At 73.1% G+C, this 15,658-nt stretch carries 14 protein-coding genes; 9 read left to right on the forward strand and 5 right to left on the reverse strand.

The annotated features are described in order from the left end of the window. On the forward strand, positions 1-2,861 hold a 2,861-nt coding region (locus IEZ31_RS17080; RefSeq protein ID WP_229835286.1), incomplete at its 5' end, for a glycoside hydrolase family 2 TIM barrel-domain containing protein. Between the two features lie 125 nt (positions 2,862-2,986). Here IEZ31_RS17080 and IEZ31_RS17085 read toward each other — a convergent pair. Then, complete coding sequence (locus IEZ31_RS17085) at positions 2,987-4,099, reverse strand: glycoside hydrolase family 53 protein (RefSeq protein WP_229835289.1); 1,113 nt, start codon at positions 4,097-4,099, stop codon at positions 2,987-2,989. A gap of 11 nt (positions 4,100-4,110) precedes the next feature. After that, positions 4,111-4,845, reverse strand: a complete 735-nt coding sequence (locus IEZ31_RS17090; protein ID WP_190250865.1) for an SDR family NAD(P)-dependent oxidoreductase — start codon at positions 4,843-4,845, stop codon at positions 4,111-4,113. A gap of 154 nt (positions 4,846-4,999) precedes the next feature. Here IEZ31_RS17090 and IEZ31_RS17095 point away from each other — a divergent pair, with 154 nt between their 5' ends. The 8 genes from IEZ31_RS17095 (at position 5,000) to IEZ31_RS17130 (ending at position 13,351) form a co-directional block, all read left to right on the forward strand. Continuing rightward, positions 5,000-6,310: an ABC transporter substrate-binding protein gene (locus IEZ31_RS17095; protein ID WP_190250866.1), complete on the forward strand. Its 1,311-nt coding sequence runs from the start codon at positions 5,000-5,002 to the stop codon at positions 6,308-6,310. Positions 6,311-6,312: 2 nt separating this feature from the next. Further along, positions 6,313-7,212: a carbohydrate ABC transporter permease gene (locus IEZ31_RS17100; protein WP_229835296.1), complete on the forward strand. Its 900-nt coding sequence runs from the start codon at positions 6,313-6,315 to the stop codon at positions 7,210-7,212. Beyond that, complete coding sequence (locus tag IEZ31_RS17105) at positions 7,209-8,042, forward strand: carbohydrate ABC transporter permease (protein WP_190250867.1); 834 nt, start codon at positions 7,209-7,211, stop codon at positions 8,040-8,042. The genes IEZ31_RS17100 and IEZ31_RS17105 overlap by 4 nt, the downstream gene beginning before the upstream one ends. Continuing rightward, positions 8,039-9,355 carry a GH1 family beta-glucosidase gene (locus IEZ31_RS17110; protein ID WP_229835297.1) on the forward strand — a complete coding sequence of 439 codons (1,317 nt, stop codon included), beginning with the start codon at positions 8,039-8,041 and terminating at the stop codon, positions 9,353-9,355. Before IEZ31_RS17105 ends, IEZ31_RS17110 begins: the two co-directional genes overlap by 4 nt. 31 nt (positions 9,356-9,386) lie before the next feature. After that, a complete protein-coding gene (locus IEZ31_RS17115; RefSeq protein WP_229835298.1) occupies positions 9,387-10,445 on the forward strand; it encodes a LacI family DNA-binding transcriptional regulator in 1,059 nt (352 codons plus the stop codon). Positions 10,446-10,494: 49 nt separating this feature from the next. Next, positions 10,495-12,291: a putative bifunctional diguanylate cyclase/phosphodiesterase gene (locus tag IEZ31_RS17120; RefSeq protein WP_190250869.1), complete on the forward strand. Its 1,797-nt coding sequence runs from the start codon at positions 10,495-10,497 to the stop codon at positions 12,289-12,291. A 19-nt stretch (positions 12,292-12,310) separates the two neighbouring features. After that, a complete protein-coding gene (locus IEZ31_RS17125; protein ID WP_190250870.1) occupies positions 12,311-12,904 on the forward strand; it encodes a superoxide dismutase family protein in 594 nt (197 codons plus the stop codon). Positions 12,905-13,030: 126 nt separating this feature from the next. Beyond that, complete coding sequence (locus tag IEZ31_RS17130) at positions 13,031-13,351, forward strand: effector-associated constant component EACC1 (RefSeq protein ID WP_190250871.1); 321 nt, start codon at positions 13,031-13,033, stop codon at positions 13,349-13,351. Positions 13,352-13,429: 78 nt separating this feature from the next. On the opposite strand, the gene IEZ31_RS17135 is transcribed toward IEZ31_RS17130, so the two are convergent. From IEZ31_RS17135 to IEZ31_RS56635, 3 genes are all read right to left on the reverse strand, one after another. After that, a complete protein-coding gene (locus tag IEZ31_RS17135; protein ID WP_190250872.1) occupies positions 13,430-14,035 on the reverse strand; it encodes a response regulator transcription factor in 606 nt (201 codons plus the stop codon). Further along, positions 14,032-15,174 (reverse strand): sensor histidine kinase, encoded by a 1,143-nt coding sequence (locus IEZ31_RS17140; protein WP_190250873.1) that lies wholly within the window; start codon positions 15,172-15,174, stop codon positions 14,032-14,034. The genes IEZ31_RS17135 and IEZ31_RS17140 overlap by 4 nt, the downstream gene beginning before the upstream one ends. Before the next feature lie 10 nt (positions 15,175-15,184). Further along, on the reverse strand, positions 15,185-15,658 hold a 474-nt coding region (locus IEZ31_RS56635; protein ID WP_229835301.1), incomplete at its 5' end, for an ABC transporter permease.

Consider the following 15,658-nt stretch of genomic DNA (forward strand, 5'->3'; position numbering starts at 1 on the left):
TGATCGCCTGGTTCGAGTCCCTCACGCCGTCGCCGGCGGCCCTGCCCGCCCGCGCCCGATCGACGACCTCCGCGCCGTCGCTGCCGCTCGACGGCGACTGGCGGTTCCGCTTCGCCGAGCGAGCCGACGGCGCCGACGACTTCGCGTCGCCCGCGTTCGACGACTCGGGCTGGAGCATCCTCGCGGTGCCGTCGCACTGGCAGCTGGCCGGCCACGGGGCACCCGCGTACACGAACGTCGACTACCCCTTCCCGCTCGACCCGCCGCGGGTGCCGTCCGCGAACCCGACCGGCGACTACCGCCGCTCGTTCTCCGTGCCGCCGGACTGGCCGGCCGGGCGGACCTGGCTGCGGTTCGACGGCGCGGACTCGGCGGCGCGGGTGTGGCTCAACGGGACCGAGGTGGGCACGACGACGGGCAGCCGCCTGCCGACCGAGTTCGACGTGACCGCACTGCTGCGCCCGGAGAACGTCCTGGCGGTGCGGGTGGTGCAGTGGAGCGCGGGCTCGTACCTCGAGGACCAGGACATGTGGTGGCTCTCGGGCCTGTTCCGCGGCGTGACGCTGGTGTCGCGGCCCGCCTCGGGCGCACTGGACGACGTCTGGGTCCGCGCGTCCTACGACCACCACACCGGCTCCGGCGCCCTGCTCGTCGAGGCGACCGGCGCCGAGGTGCGCGTGCCGGAGCTCGGCCTCGTCGCACCTTCCGGCCAGGTCGTACACGTCCCCCACGTCGAGCCGTGGTCGGACGAGTCGCCGCGGCTGTACGACGTCGTCGTCAGCACCGGCGCCGAGACCGTCACCGTGCGGGCCGGGTTCCGGACGGTCGCGATCGAGGACGGGGTGCTCACCCTCAACGGCCGCCGGGTGCTGTTCCGCGGCGTGAACCGCCACGAGTTCCACCCCGACCGCGGCCGCGCCGTCACCGAGGACGACATGCTCGCCGACGTCCTGCTCATGAAGCGGCACAACGTCAACGCCGTGCGCACCAGCCACTACCCGCCACACCCGCGGTTCCTGGAGCTGTGCGACGAGTACGGGCTGCTGGTCGTCGACGAGTGCGACCTGGAGACCCACGGCTTCTGGCACCACGACTGGCGCGGCAACCCGGCCGACGACCCGCGGTTCGAGGCGCTGTGCGTCGACCGCATGCGGCGCATGGTCGAGCGGGACAAGAACCACCCGAGCGTCGTGCTGTGGTCGCTGGGCAACGAGAGCGGCGCCGGGCGCAACCTGGCCGCGATGGCCGCCTGGGCGAAGGCCCGCGACGACAGCCGCCCGCTGCTGTACGAGCGCGACTGGACCTGCCGCGACGTCGACGTGTACAGCCGGATGTACCTCACCCACGCCGAGGTCGACGCGATCGGCCGGCACGCCGAGGAGCCGCTGCCCGACCCGGTCCTCGACGCCCGCCGGCGCGCGCTGCCGTTCATCCACGTCGAGTACGCCCACGCGATGGGCAACGGCCCCGGCGGCCTCGCCGAGTACCAGGAGCTCTACGAGCGGTACCCCCGCTGCCAGGGCGGCTTCGTGTGGGAGTGGATCGACCACGGCCTGCGCGCCCGCACACCGGACGGCCGCGAGTACTACGCCTACGGCGGCGACTTCGGCGAGGCCCTCCACGACGGGAACTTCGTCGCCGACGGCCTGCTCTTCCCGGACCGGACCCCGTCGCCGGGCCTGCTCGACCTGAAGAAGGCCGTGGAGCCGGTCCGCATCACGCGTACCGGCGCGGCCCTGACGATCGCCAACCGGTACGCCGTCTCGGACCTCACCCATCTCCGGTTCGTGTGGACGCTGGAGGACGACGGCGTCGAGGTCGCCCGCGGGACGCTGGTCGCCCTGGCCGCCGGGCCGGGGGCGGTCGCGGACGTGGACCTGCCGGACCTGCCGGAGACCGCCGGGGAGGCGTTTCTGGCCGTCCGCGCCGTCCTGGCCGAGGACACCGCCTGGGCGCCGGCCGGTCACGAGATCGCCTGGGCGCAGTTCCGCGTCGGCGCGGCCGCGGCGCCTTCGCTCCGACCGGCTCCGGCGGCCGGCCCCGTGGTCGACGGCGGATCGATCCGGGTCGGCCCGGCCACCTTCGACGCCGCCGGCCGCCTGACCCGCCTCGGCCCGCTCGCGGTCGACGGTCCTTCGCTGCAGGTCTGGCGCCCGCTGACCGACAACGACCGCGGCGCCCACGGCGAGGCCCTGGAGCCGCGCTGGCGGGCGGCCGGCCTGCACCGCCTGACCAGCCGCGTCGACGAGGTCTCCGCCGGCCCGGCGGCGCTCACCGTCCGGACCCGCGTGGCCGCGGCGGCGTCGACCGCGGGGCTGCACGTGCGGTACACCTGGAGCTGCGTGGACGACGAGAGCGTGCGCCTCGTCGTGGACGTCTCCCCGGACGGGCCGTGGGACGTCCCGCTGCCGATGCTGGGGCTGGTGCTGGCGCTGCCCGGCGCGCTGTCGGAGGTAACGTGGTTCGGGCGCGGTCCTGGCGAGGCATACCCTGATACCGGCCTGGCGACACGGGTCGGCCGGTTCTCGGCGTCGGTGGCGGGGATGCAGACGCCGTATGTCTTCCCCCAGGAGAACGGCCGCCGCGCCGAGGTCCGCTGGGCCACGCTGACGTCCACCGGCGGCGCGGGCCTGCGCGTGGCGGGCGCGGTGCCGTTCGGCCTGACGGTCCGCCCGTGGCCGGCGGGCGCCCTGGACGCGGCCACGCACCCGACGGACCTGTCCGCGGACGGCCGGACGTGGCTGACGCTGGACGCGGGCCACCACGGCATCGGCTCGGCATCGTGCGGCCCGGGCCCGCTGCCGGCGTACCTCCTGGCAGCCGCTCCGACCCGCCTGGACCTGACGCTGACGCTCCTCTGACGCCGATCTGGCAGACCTCGCCGACCCGGCAGTTGACCTTGGTGGGTTACCGCCGCCAGGGCGTCCGCAGAGTTCCAAGGTCAACTACGGGCGCGGGTCACCGGGCGCGGGTCACCGGGCGCGGGTCACCGGGCGTAGGCCGCCGTCAGGGCCGGGAGGGCGTTGCCTGACCAGTCGAACAACGTCAGGTTGTCGTTGGGGTTGCCCTCGCCGGGGGTCCAGCCCACGCCCGGCAGCCAGCCGGGCTCCCAGGCGAAGAAGCCCGCGCCCAGGCCCGACGGCACCCCGGACAGGATGCGGCGCAGCTCGCGGAAGTACGCGGCCTGGCCCGCCGGGGTCGGGGGGTACGCCGCGCCGTCCGGGAGGGCCGACGGGTCGGTCAGGAGGTTGGGCAGGGGGTCGCCGTTGGCCATCGTCCACGGATACGAGGTCTCGGTCACCACGATCGGCTTGCCGTAGCGGGTCGCCAGGTCCGTCAGGTTGGCCGACAGCGCCGACAGTGCGCCGTGCCAGAACGGATAGTACGACAGGCCGATCACGTCGAACGCCACCCCGACCCGATCATAGAACCACCGCGCGCCGCCGTTGTCGCCGCCGCGGTCGATGTGCACCATCGTCAGCAGCCGGTGGCCGCGCGGCGTGGCGGCCCGGGCGCCCGTGAGCGCCGCTTCGAGCAACGTCGTGAAGCCCGCCCAGTCGGCGCCCGACGGGCGGTAGATCTGGCCGACCGGCCACAGCATGCCGGCCGTGACCTCGTTGCCGGTCTGGATCATGTCGACCGGCGTGCCCTGGCGGGCGAAGGCCGTCACCACGTCGGCGGTGTAGGAGCGGACCGTCGCCGTGAGGGTCGCCAGGTCCTGGCCGGCCCAGGCGGCCGGGGTGTCCTGGTGGCCGGGGTCGGCCCAGAAGTCGGAGTAGTGCAGGTCGAGCAGCACCTTCAGGCCGGCCCGCTTGGCCCGGGCGGCCAGGCGGAGAGCCTGGTCGAGGTCGCTGTAGCCGGGCGGCGGGGCGGTCCACACGCGCAGGCGGACCCAGGTGGCGCCGGCCGCGCGCAGGATGTTCTCGATGCGGTCCGTCCGGCCGCGGAAACGGTACCGCACGCCGGCCGCCTCCTCCTGCAGCGTGAACGAGATGTCGGCACCGCGGACGCCGCGCAATGCGACGGCACGGACCGCAGGGGGCAGCGGCAACGCGGCGAAGCCGACACCGGCGAGCAGCGTGCGTCGGGTCAGGGACATGGCGGTTCCCTTCAGACGGAGAGGTCAACCCCCGTGAGCGCGGCGCAATGCGCGAGGACCGCCGACTGGACCGAGCGGTCGTCAGCCTGCGGATTGAGCCGCACCTCGCGGCGGTCGTGGAAGAACGCGCCGGTCACGACGGCCGCCGGCTGGAACGACGTGGCCAGCCAGACCGGCGTCTCGGCACCCCGTGCGACGCCGAACGGGGCCGAGTAGTCGCTCATCTTCGTGCGGATCCACCCCGGGTGCACCGCGTTGCAGCGCAGGTCGGGGCGGCGGCGGGCCACCGCGAACGCGAGGGCGGTCAGGGCGAGCTTCGCGTTGGCGTAGGCGGCGCCGGCCGTCCACGACTGTGAGAGCTGCAGGTCGTCGACGTCCAGCTTGGCCCGGGCGATCGCGTCGGAGCTCACGAACACCAGCCGGGCGGACGGCGGGGCGAGCGCGGTCAGCAGGTACGGCGCGACGACGTTGACCTGGAACGTCTCCTCGATGCCGTCGGCCGTCACCGGCCGCCGGTCGCCGCGGGGCGCCCAGCCGGCGTTGTGGATCACCACGTCGAGCTCGGGCAACGACAGAGCCATCGCGCGGGTCGAGGCCAGCGAGGCGAAGTCGCCGACGACGAACTCGCCGTGCAGGTCCGGGCGGTGACGGCCGTGCCGCACCACGTGATGTCCGCGGCGGGTCAGCTCGGCGGCGATCTCCGCGCCGATCCCGTCGGACGACCCGGTGACGAGGACTAAGCTCATGGGAGGCACCGTACGTGACCGCTCACAGATGTTCCACACCCGATTTTCCCAGAAACAATCTTGTCACTAGGGGTTGACAGCACCGGGCACGGGTGTTGACTCTGTGATCGCTCACAGACCACACACCCCCGAATCGCGGATCTGGAGGGCGACCATGCCCAGCAACCACTCCCGGCGCACCTTCCTGAAGGCCGTCGCCGGCGCCACCTTGCTCGCCGCATGCAGCGACGACGACTCCGACACCCCCACCAGCGGCGGCCCCGACGACCCCGCCGACCTGCAGTTCTGGACCTGGGCCACGAACATCGAGCAGGTCGTCGACGGGTGGAACAAGAAGAACCCGACGCAGAAGGTCACCGTCAACCGCCTCGCGCAGGGCGAGGAGCTCATCACGAAGATCCTCACCGCGCACCGGGCCGGCAACGCGCCCGACCTCATGCAGGCCGAGTACCAGGCGCTGCCGGTGCTCATCACCAACGGCGTGGCCAAGGACCTGTCGGCCGTCGCGAGCAGCGTCAAGTCCGAATTCACCGACGGGACCTGGAGCCTCACCTCGTTCGGCGGCAAGACCTACGGCATCCCGCAGGACGTGGGGCCGATGATGCTGTACTACCGCGAGGATCTCTTCACGCAGTACGGCCTCACGGTGCCGAAGACCTGGGCCGAGTTCGCCGAGGTCGCGAAGGTGGTCCGGCAGAAGGACCCGAAGCGGTACCTCGCCACCTTCTCCTCCGGCGACCCCGGCTGGTTCGCCGGCCTCGCCGAGCAGGCCGGCGCCAACTGGTGGACCAACGACAACGGCACCTGGACCGTGGCCATCAACGACGCGGCCACCAAGAAGGTCGCCGACTTCTGGGGGAAGCTCGTCAACGACGGCACGCTGTCGGGCAAGCCGATGTACACCCCGGAATGGAACACCGCCATGAGCGACGGCACGCTGCTCGCCTGGCCCAGCGCCATCTGGGGCGCGGGCGTGCTCGAAGGCGTCGCGGGCAGCACCAAGGGCAAGTGGAAGATGGTCCCGATGCCGCAGTGGGACGCCGGCGCACCGGCGACCGGCTACTGGGGCGGCTCGGCGACCGCGATCTGGGCCAAGTCGAAGCAGCAGGCGCAGGCCGAGAAGTTCGTGAAGTGGCTCAACACCGACCCCGAGTCGGTGGAGCTGCTGGTGAGCGCGGGCGGCATCTACCCGGCCGCGACGAAGGGCCAGTCGACGCCGGCGCTGTCGAAGGCGCCCGCAATGATGCCGAACCAGCCCACGTTCTACGCCGACGCCGCGGCGATCGCCAAGACGGCGCGCGGCTTCAACTGGGCGCCGAACGTCAACGTCACCTACGGCCAGTACAGCGACATCTTCGCCAAGGCGATCCAGGACAAGAGCGACTTCACCGCCGCCACCGACGCCCTGCAGGCCGCGTCCGTCGCGGACCTGAAGAAGCAGGGCTTCACGGTCAAGGGCGCATAGCGGTGCGCCGGCCCCGCCGGTCCGCCGGCCCCACCCCGTACGTGATGCTCAGCCCGGCCGTCGTCCTGCTCGTGCTCTTCCTGCTCGTCCCCATCGGCTACACGGTGTGGCTGAGCCTGCGCGCGTCCCGGGTCACCGGCGGGGGCCTGGGACTGCGCGTCGAGCGGTTCGTCGGCCTGGAGAACTACGCGGACGTGCTCAGCCACCCCGACTACGTCGACGGCCTCGTCCGGCTGCTCGGCTACGGCGCGATCGTGGTGCCGACGATGATGGGCCTGGCGCTGCTGTTCGCCCTGCTGCTCGACACGCCCGGGGTCCGCTTCGCGCGGGCCTCGCGGATCGGCATCTTCCTGCCCTACGCGGTGCCCGGCGTGATCGCCTCGCTGCTGTGGGGGTTCCTGTACCTGCCGAAGGTCAGCCCCATCCGGGACGCCGCCGAGGGCCTCGGCCTGCCGGCGCCCGACTTCCTCACCCAGGGCTCGGTGCTGTACGCGGTGGCGAACATCGGCGTGTGGGGCGGCGTCGGCTTCAACATGATCGTGCTCTACACGGCGCTGCGCGGCATCCCGCAGGAGCTCTACGACGCCGCCCGCATCGACGGGGCCACCGAGGTGCAGATCGCGCTGCGGGTGAAGCTGCCGCTGCTCACGCCGGCCCTGGTGATGACCGGCATCTTCGCGCTCATCTCGACGCTGCAGGTGTTCAGCGAGCCGGCGACGCTGCGGCCGCTCACCGACGCCATCCCGTCCACGTGGGTGCCGCTCATGGCCGTCTACACCGACGCATTCGTCAACAGCGACATCCACACGGCAGCCGCGGCCTCGGTCGTGCTCGCGCTGGGCACGCTGGTGGTTTCCGCGACGGTACTGCGGATGCTGCAGAAGCGGGCGTTCGGGTCATGAGGGGAAGACTGGCACCGACGCTGATCCTCGTGCTGGGCGCGCTCTACTGCGTCGGCCCGGTGCTCTGGGTGGTGTTCGCCGCGACCAAGGGCCCGGACGAGCTGTTCAGCACGTTCTCGTTCTGGCCGACCTTCGAGGGCGGCTTCACCTACAACCTGACCCACCTGCTGAGCTTCCGCGACGGCGTCTTCGGCCGGTGGGCGCTCAACAGCCTGTTCTACGCGGGCCTGGGCGCGGCGCTGTCCGTCGCCGTGTCCACGATCGCCGGCTACGCCCTGGCGAAGTACCGCTTCCCCGGCCGCGAGGCGATCTTCCTGGTCATCCTGGCCGGGGTGCTCGTCCCGCAGATCACCCTGGCCGTCCCGCAGTACCTGCTCATCTCCGAGCTCGGCCTGGTCGACTCGTACTGGGCGGTCCTGCTGCCCAGCATCATCAGCCCGTACGGCATCTATCTCTCCCGCATCTACGCCTCGGCGGTCGTCCACGACGACATGCTGGAGGCCGGGCGGGTCGACGGGGCGGGCGAGTACCGCCTCGCCTGGCGGATCGGGCTGCCGCCGATGGTCCCGGGCATGGTGACGCTGTTCCTGCTCCAGTTCATCGCGATCTGGAACAACTTCCTCCTGCCGTACATCATGATCGCCGACGACCGGCGCTTCCCGCTCACCGTCGGCCTGTTCTCCATGCTCAACCAGGGCGCCAGCCAGCCGGCCCTCTACTCGCTGGTGATCATGGGCGTGTTCCTGTCCATCCTGCCGCTCATCGCGCTGTTCCTGTTCCTGCAGCGGTACTGGCGGCTCGACCTCGTGAGCGGCTCGATGAAGGGATGACCATGCGGTTTCCGGATGGCTTCGTGTGGGGCGCGGCCACCGCCGCGTACCAGGTGGAGGGCGCCGTCGACGAGGACGGCCGCGGCCCGTCCATCTGGGACACCTTCACTCGGGTGCCGGGCGCGATCGCCGGCGGCGACACCGGCGACGTCGCCTGCGACCACTACCACCGCTACCCGCAGGACGTCGACCTGCTCGCCGGCCTCGGGCTGGGCGCCTACCGCTTCTCGATCGCCTGGCCGCGCATCCAGCCCGACGGTCGCGGCCCGGCCAGCCAGAAGGGCCTCGACCACTACCGGCGCGTGGTCGACCGGCTGCTGGAGCGCGGCGTCACGCCGTACGTCACCCTCTACCACTGGGACCTCCCGCAGGCGCTGCAGGACGCGGGCGGCTGGCCGGAGCGGGACACGGCGCACCGGTTCGCCGAGTACGCGGCGCTGGTCCACGACGCGCTCGGCGACACCGTGCGGCACTGGACGACGATCAACGAGCCGAAGGTGGCCAGCCACGCGGGCTACGGCACCGGGATCCACGCGCCGGGTGTCCGGGACCTCGCACTGCGCGACCGGGCCGTGCACCACCTGCTGCTCGGGCACGGCCTGGCGCTGCAGGCGCTGCGGCCGGGCGGCAACACGCTGGGCATCACGCTCGACGTGAGTCCCGTGCTGCCCTACTCCCCCGACCCGCAGGACGTCGCCGCGGCCCGCCGGGTCGACGTCGACAGCCACCGGCTCTTCCTCGACCCGCTGCTGACCGGCCGCTACCCGGTCGCGCTCGACGCGGTCCGCGACGGCGACCTGGACCTGATCGCCGCGCCGGTCGACTTCCTCGGCGTCAACTACTACCGGCGCATCTACGCCCGCGCGGTGCCGCACGGGGCGCTGCGGGCCGAGGAGCTGGCCCCGCCCGGGCTGCCGGTCACCACGGTCGGCTGGCCGGTCGAGCCCGACGGCCTGCGCGAGGTCCTCGTCATGCTGCGCGACGACTACCCGGGGCTGCCGCCGCTGTTCGTCACCGAGAACGGCGCCGCCTTCCCGGACGTCGTGGCGGCCGACGGGAGCGTCGACGACCCGCTGCGGGTCGACTACCTGCACGGGCACCTGCTCGCGCTGCGCGAGGCGATCTCGGAAGGGGTGGATGTCCGGGGGTACTTCGTGTGGACGCTCCTCGACAACTTCGAGTGGGCGGAGGGCTTCGCCGCACGCTTCGGCATCGTGCACGTCGACTACGCTGACCAGCGGCGGGTGCCCAAGACGAGCGCACGCTGGCTGGGGCGCGTGGCGCGGGACAACGCCGTGCCGCCGCCGAAGTAGGCTGAGTGACGGTTCTGTACGAGGGAGCGCTGTGTCCGACGGCACCACTCCGGATGCCCCGCATCCCAAGTCCCGCGGCGCCGCCCGGCGGGCGATGCGGCGCGGGCCGACGATCGACGACGTCGCCGAGCTCGCCGGCGTGTCGCGGGGCACCGTCTCGCGGGTGCTCAACGGCGCGCGGTATGTGAGCCCGGCCGCGCTGAAGGCCGTCGAGCGGGCCATGCGGCAGACCGGCTACACCGTCAACCAGAGCGCCCGGAGCCTGGTCACCAAGCGGTCCGACGCGGTGGCGTTCGTGCTGTCCGAGCCGCAGGAGCGGCTGTTCGAGGACCCCAACTTCAGCGTCCTGCTGCGGGCCTGCACCCAGGCGCTCGCCGCGCACGACATCAGCCTCATCCTCATGCTGGAGTCCGACGAGGACGAGCGGGACCGGGTGCTGCGGTACGTGCGGGGCGGCCACGTCGACGGGGTGCTGCTGATCTCCGCGCACTCCGGCGACTCGCTGATCGCCAGCCTGGCCCGCGGCGACGTGCCCACCGTCGCCTGCGGCAAGCCGGCCGGGGACATCGGCATCCCCTACGTGGCGGCCGAGGACCGCGAGGGGGCGCGGCAGATGACCCGGCACCTGGTGGAGCAGGGCCGCAAGCGGATCGGCATGATCGGCTGCCCGCAGATCGCCGGCGGCGCCGAGCGGCTGGAGGGCTACCGCGACGTCCTGGGCCGCCGGGCGCTGCGCCGGCTGGTCGTCGACGCGCCGAGCTACAGCCACTCGGCCGGCGCCGAGGCGATGCGCCGCCTGCTGGCGACCAGCCCCGACATCGACGCGGTCTTCGCCGCCTCCGACTCGCTCGCGGCGGGCGCCCTGACCGAGTTACGCCGCGCCGGCCGCGGCGTCCCCGACGACGTGGCGGTCGGCGGCTTCGACGACTCGCGGATCGCCCGGGAGACCGACCCGGCCCTGACCACGATCCGCCAGCCGCTGGAACTCGTGAGCCGCAACATGGTCGATGTCCTGCTCCGCCTGATCCGCCGCGAGCCGGCCGCGTCCCGGCTCCTGCCGACCGAACTGGTGGTCCGCGAGTCCGCCTGACGGCAAATGTTCATTTGCGGTCGCGGGCCACGCGCCGATGATGGATCCCGTGCCGCAGGTCACACCCGTGAGCCCGCCCGAGACCGTCGGGCCGCTCGCTCGGCAGGTCGCCGTCGTCGACGCCACCATGCGCTGTTCGGAGCTCGACATGAGCTTCCGCACGGAGCCCGGGCTGCCGTGCGTGGCCGTGCTGTATCTCGACGGCGGCATCGGCCTGATCAGCCGCGACCGCTTCTTCCAGCTGATGTCGGGCCCGTTCGGCTACGGCCGCGCGCTGTGGGAGAAGACCCCCGTCGGCCGCACCGCCGACCCGGCCCCGATGATCGTCGACGAGGAGGCGCTCGTCATCGACGTCTGCGAGCAGCTCGGCCGGCGCGACCGGGTCCGCCGCTACGACGACGTGCTGGTGCGCCGGCCCGGCGGGCGGCTCGCCCGGGTGTCGGCGGCCCGGCTCTACGAGGCGCTCGCCGACCTCATGGCCCACCGGGCGGTGCGCGACCCGCTGAGCGGGCTGGTCAACCGGTCGCACTTCCTCAACCGGCTCGCGGCCGCCTGCCGCGACACCCACCAGCCGGGCGTCGCCGTCGTGTTCGTTGACCTCGACCGGATGAAGCAGGTCAACGACACGCTCGGGCACAACGTCGGCGACCGGCTCATCATCTCCGCCGCCCACCGCCTGGTGAACGCGGCCCGCGACGGCGACCTCGTGGCCCGGCTCGGCGGCGACGAGTTCGCGGTCCTCGGCCGGATCGCCGGCGGGTCCCGCCCCGACCTGTCGGCGGTCGCGCTCGGCGAGCGGTTCCGGCTGGCGATCGCCACCGCCGACCCGGAGCTGCCGGCCGGCGCGCACAGCGTGGCCAGCGTCGGCGTCGCGGTCGGCGCCGCCGGGACGGACGCGGAGACGCTGCTCAGCGAGGCCGACATGGCCATGTACCGCGCGAAGCAGTCCGGCGGCGACACCGTCCGCATCGTCCTGGACGTCGGCGCGCAGCTCGACCCGCACATCTCCGACGGCATCCTGACCGCGATCGACCGGGGCGAGCTGCGGCTGTTCTACCAGCCGATCATGGGCCTGACCGACGGCCGGGTCCACTCCGTCGAGGCCCTCGTGCGCTGGCAGCACCCGCGGCACGGGCTGCTCACGCCGGACCGCTTCCTGCCCGACGTGCACCGGGCCCGGCTGCTGCCGGCGCTGGACCGCTGGGTGCTCGACCGCGCCTGCGCCGACCTGGCCGAGTGGGACTTCACGCTGGGGGCGCAGGCGCCGCGGTACGTGAACGTCAACCTCACCGTCGAGACGCTCGTCGGCGCCGGCCTGGCCGGCCAGGTCCTCGCCAGCACCGACCGCGCCTCGCTCGCCCCGGCCCGGCTGCGCGTCGAGCTGCCCGAGTCGGCCGACCTGGCCCAGCTGCAGGACGTCACCCGCCAGCTGCGCGAGCTGCGCAACAACGGGGTCGGCATCGTCCTGGACGACATGGGCGCCGGCTCGGCTACCCTGCGCCACCTGTCCGTCCTGCCGGTGACCGGCGTGAAGATCGACCGATCGTTCGTCGCCGGCATGCTGGCCAACCGCAACGACCACGCGGTCATCAAGCTGCTGGCCGACCTGGGCCGCAGCACGGGCCTGGACGTGACGGCCGAGGGCGTGGAGAGCGACGAGCAGCTCGACCGGCTGCGCCACCTCCACGTCCCGTTCGCGCAGGGCTACCTGCTCGGCATGCCCGCCCCGGCCGACCACCTGACCACCCTGCTGCGCACCGGCCGGCCGCGCGGGGTTGCCAGGGTCGCGGCCGACGTGGTGACCGATCGGGTGATCGGCTCCGGTTCGCCGGTGTCCCGCACCTGACCCCGGCCAGGGTAGGTGCGTGCGGGTTGGCGTTGGCGTTGTCGTGGTGCTCTTGCTGGTCGGTGGCTGCAGCGGCGGCGGGGACGGCCCCGACAAGCCGATCGCGGCCAGCGTCTCCGGACCGGCTGCCGTCGTCGTGAAGGGCACGTTCACGCCCGCCTCCGGGGCGCCGCCCGGTACCACCGCCTTCCTCTACGACCCGAGCGTCGTCAAGGGCACCGGGTCCGCGCAGCTGGCGATCCGCGAGGACGGCGGCCACACCAAGGTGCGGCTCGACGTCAACGGCTTCGTGCCCAACCGCGGCTTCGGCGCCCACCTGCACGCGAAGCCGTGCGGACCCTCCCCGGAGGCGGCCGGCGGGCATTTCCAGCACCAGCCGGACCCGTCGCCGGGCGCGGCGGACCCGCAGTACGCCAACCCCAACAACGAGATCTGGCTCGACTTCACGACGAACGACCAGGGCCACGGCGAGGCCACCGCCGAACAGGACTGGGAGCTGACCCCGGAGCACCGCCCGGGATCGCTCGTGATCCACGCCGCGACGACGATGACCTCCCCGGGCGTGGCCGGCACCGCCGGGGCCCGCGTGGCCTGCATGACCATCACCTACTGAGCCCGGTCGGTCCGGAACGGCCTCGTTCGATCGGCCAGACCTGGCGCGCTGCTCCCGCCGCCGGTGGCACCGGGTTCGTATGCTGTGGCCTTGCGTGATCCGGCGAGACCCCCCGGGAGCAAGTCCGTGCAGATCGAGATCACCTCCGACCCCAGCGAGCTCGGCACCCTGTACTCCTGGCTGCGCGCCGACCGCGACCTGCTGCGCACGGCCGACGTGACGGCCGCCGCCGGCGCGGGCGGCACGATGAACGCGGTCGAGGTGATCAACCTCGTCCTGACCCACGTGGCCGCGGCGGCCAACTTCGGGCTGGCCTTCGAGGCCTGGCGCCGCACGCGCCGCCGCCCGCAACCGCTGACCCTGACCCGCCCCGACGGCACGAAGCTGACGGTGGACCCGGACTCCCCGGCGGCCAAGGACGCCATCCTCGAGTTCCTCTCGAAATGACCGTTCGACGACGGTCCGCACGCGAGGGCACCTGATCGCCGCCGCGGTCAGCACCGGCCTCAGCGGTGCCGAGGTGCGTCAGATCCAGCCGCGGCTTCTCGCGATCCGCGACGCCTCGTGGCGGTTGGCCGCGCCCGTCTTGCCCACCGCCGACGACAGGTAGTTGCGCACCGTCCCCGGCGACAGCGCCGCCCGGCGGGCGATCTCCTCCACCGGGGCGCCGTCCCCCGCCAGTGACAGCACCTCCGACTCCCGGGTCGTCAGGGGAGAGACGCCCGCCGTGATCGCCTCCGCCGCCAGCTGCGGGTCCACGTACCGGCCGCCGGCGTGGACCGTGCGGACCACCGTCGCCAGCGTCTCCGCCGACACCGTCTTGGCCAGGAAGCCGCGCACTCCCCCGGTCAGGGCGCGCTTCAAGTGGCCCGGCAGGCCGTGGCTGGTCACGATCATCGTGTGGCAGGTCGGAACCTCCGCGTGCAGGACGCCCGCCACCGCCACGCCGTCCAGGTCGGGCAGTTGCAGGTCCAGCACCGCCACGTCCGGACGCAGGGCGCGGGCCAGCGACAGCGCCTCGCCGCCCGTTGCCGCCTGGGCCACCACCTCCAGGTCGTCCTCCAGCGACAGCAGCGCGGCCAGCGCGCCCCGGATCAGGTGCTCGTCGTCGGCCAGCAGGATGCGGATCATGAGAGCGGGAGCTCCACCGACAGGCGGAACATGCCCGCCGACGGGCGGGTCGCGGAGACCTTGCCGCCCAGGGCCGTGATGCGCTCCGTCAGGCCGATCAGGCCGCCGCCGAACGGGACCGGGCCCGGCGGGGCACCGTCGTTCTCCATCTCCAGGCTGACGGCACCCGGCAGGCAGCGGAGCGTCACGGTGCACGCGCGGGCCTCGCTGTGGCGGAGCAGGTTCGTCGTGCCCTCGCGGACCACCCAGCCCAGTGCGCCCTGCACCGGCTCCGGCAGGTCGGCCGCCTCGCCCACGACCCGGCAGGTGATCCCGGCCGACGCCAGCAGGGCCCGCGCGCCCGCCAGCTCGGTGGCCAGGCCCGCCGCGCGGTAGCCGCCGACGATCGAGCGGAGCTCGGCCAGCGAGTCCTGGGCGATCCGGCGCACCTCCAGCATCTCGTCGACCGCCTCGGTGCGGCCGCGCTTGGCCAGCTGGGCGGCGAGCTCGGCCTTCAGGGACACGACCGACAGCGTACGGCCCACGACGTCGTGCAGGTCGCGGGCGAACCGCTGGCGCTCCTCCGCCACCGCCAACCCGGCCTGCACGTGCCGGGCCCGGTCCAGCTCGCGGACGACGCCGAGCATCCACAGCGAGCTGCGGTAGGCGAAGACGACGCCGGCGAGCATGCCGCCGAGGGCGATCACGACGCCGCCCTGGCCGGCCGCGACGGCGACGCCGCAGGCCAGGAGGATCGCGACGACCGACCAGCGGGGGCGGATCGCCGTGGACAGCGCGGCGATGTAGCAGCCGGCCAGGACGAGCAGCACTGCCGAGGCCGGGCCGTCGGGCTGCCCGGGGTAGACGGCGAACCCCGCCCCGACCCCCACGACGGTCAGCACCCCGCCCAGGACCATCAGGCGGACCGGGCGGGGTTGCTGGCCGAGATAGTGACCGATGCCGGTCCGCACCAGCAGGAAGCAGACGACGGTGTGCACGACGGTGAGGGCGGCGATCGTCAGCGCCGGATACAGACCGATGTCGACCTTGACGAACGACCCGATGAACAGCGGCGCGAAGACGACGTAGCCGTAGAAGCTGGCCCGGGTGTAGAACTCGAAGCGCTCCGCCTGCGTCCTGGACCGCCACCACGTCACCATCGCACCGACCCTACCTGCGGGGTTCCCAGCGGAACCAGCGCCGGACGCCCAGCCAGGCGACCACCGTCCAGGCCGCGAGCAGCCCGGCCGGGGCGAGCGCCGACCGCAGCGCCCCACCGAAGGACGGACCCGTCCAGCCGAGGCGCATCAGCTCGGTGGCCGGCGTGAGCGGCATCCAGCGCAGGAACTCCGCGACCCCGGAGGGCAGGGAATCGAGTGGCACCGCGATGCCCGCGCCGATGAAGCACACGAGGAGCACGGGCAGCGTGGTGATCTGGGCCAGCTCCGTCGTGCGGGTGAAGGCGGCGCTGACGGCGGCCAGGGCGACGAACACCGCGACCCCGGCCAGCACCCCCAACACCAGCACGGGAGCGTTCACCGGCACCGGCAGCCCCATCAACACCGCGGCGGCCGCGACGAAGAGGACCATCTGCACCAGGGCCACGACCAGGGCCGGGCCCGCGGTGCCGAGGAGGATCTCGGG

This window comes from Dactylosporangium sucinum (assembly GCF_014647515.1).
In the GTDB taxonomy this organism is placed as follows: Bacteria; Actinomycetota; Actinomycetes; order Mycobacteriales; family Micromonosporaceae; genus Dactylosporangium; species Dactylosporangium sucinum.

Coding starts and splice junctions, on each gene's coding strand:
- IEZ31_RS17085 (WP_229835289.1), bottom strand. CDS start 4,099: ATGTCCCTGACCCGACGCACGCTGCTCGCCGGTGTCGGCTTCGCCGCG.
- IEZ31_RS17090 (WP_190250865.1), bottom strand. CDS start 4,845: ATGAGCTTAGTCCTCGTCACCGGGTCGTCCGACGGGATCGGCGCGGAG.
- IEZ31_RS17095 (WP_190250866.1), top strand. CDS start 5,000: ATGCCCAGCAACCACTCCCGGCGCACCTTCCTGAAGGCCGTCGCCGGC.
- IEZ31_RS17105 (WP_190250867.1), top strand. CDS start 7,209: ATGAGGGGAAGACTGGCACCGACGCTGATCCTCGTGCTGGGCGCGCTC.
- IEZ31_RS17110 (WP_229835297.1), top strand. CDS start 8,039: ATGACCATGCGGTTTCCGGATGGCTTCGTGTGGGGCGCGGCCACCGCC.
- IEZ31_RS17135 (WP_190250872.1), bottom strand. CDS start 14,035: ATGATCCGCATCCTGCTGGCCGACGACGAGCACCTGATCCGGGGCGCG.
- IEZ31_RS17140 (WP_190250873.1), bottom strand. CDS start 15,174: ATGGTGACGTGGTGGCGGTCCAGGACGCAGGCGGAGCGCTTCGAGTTC.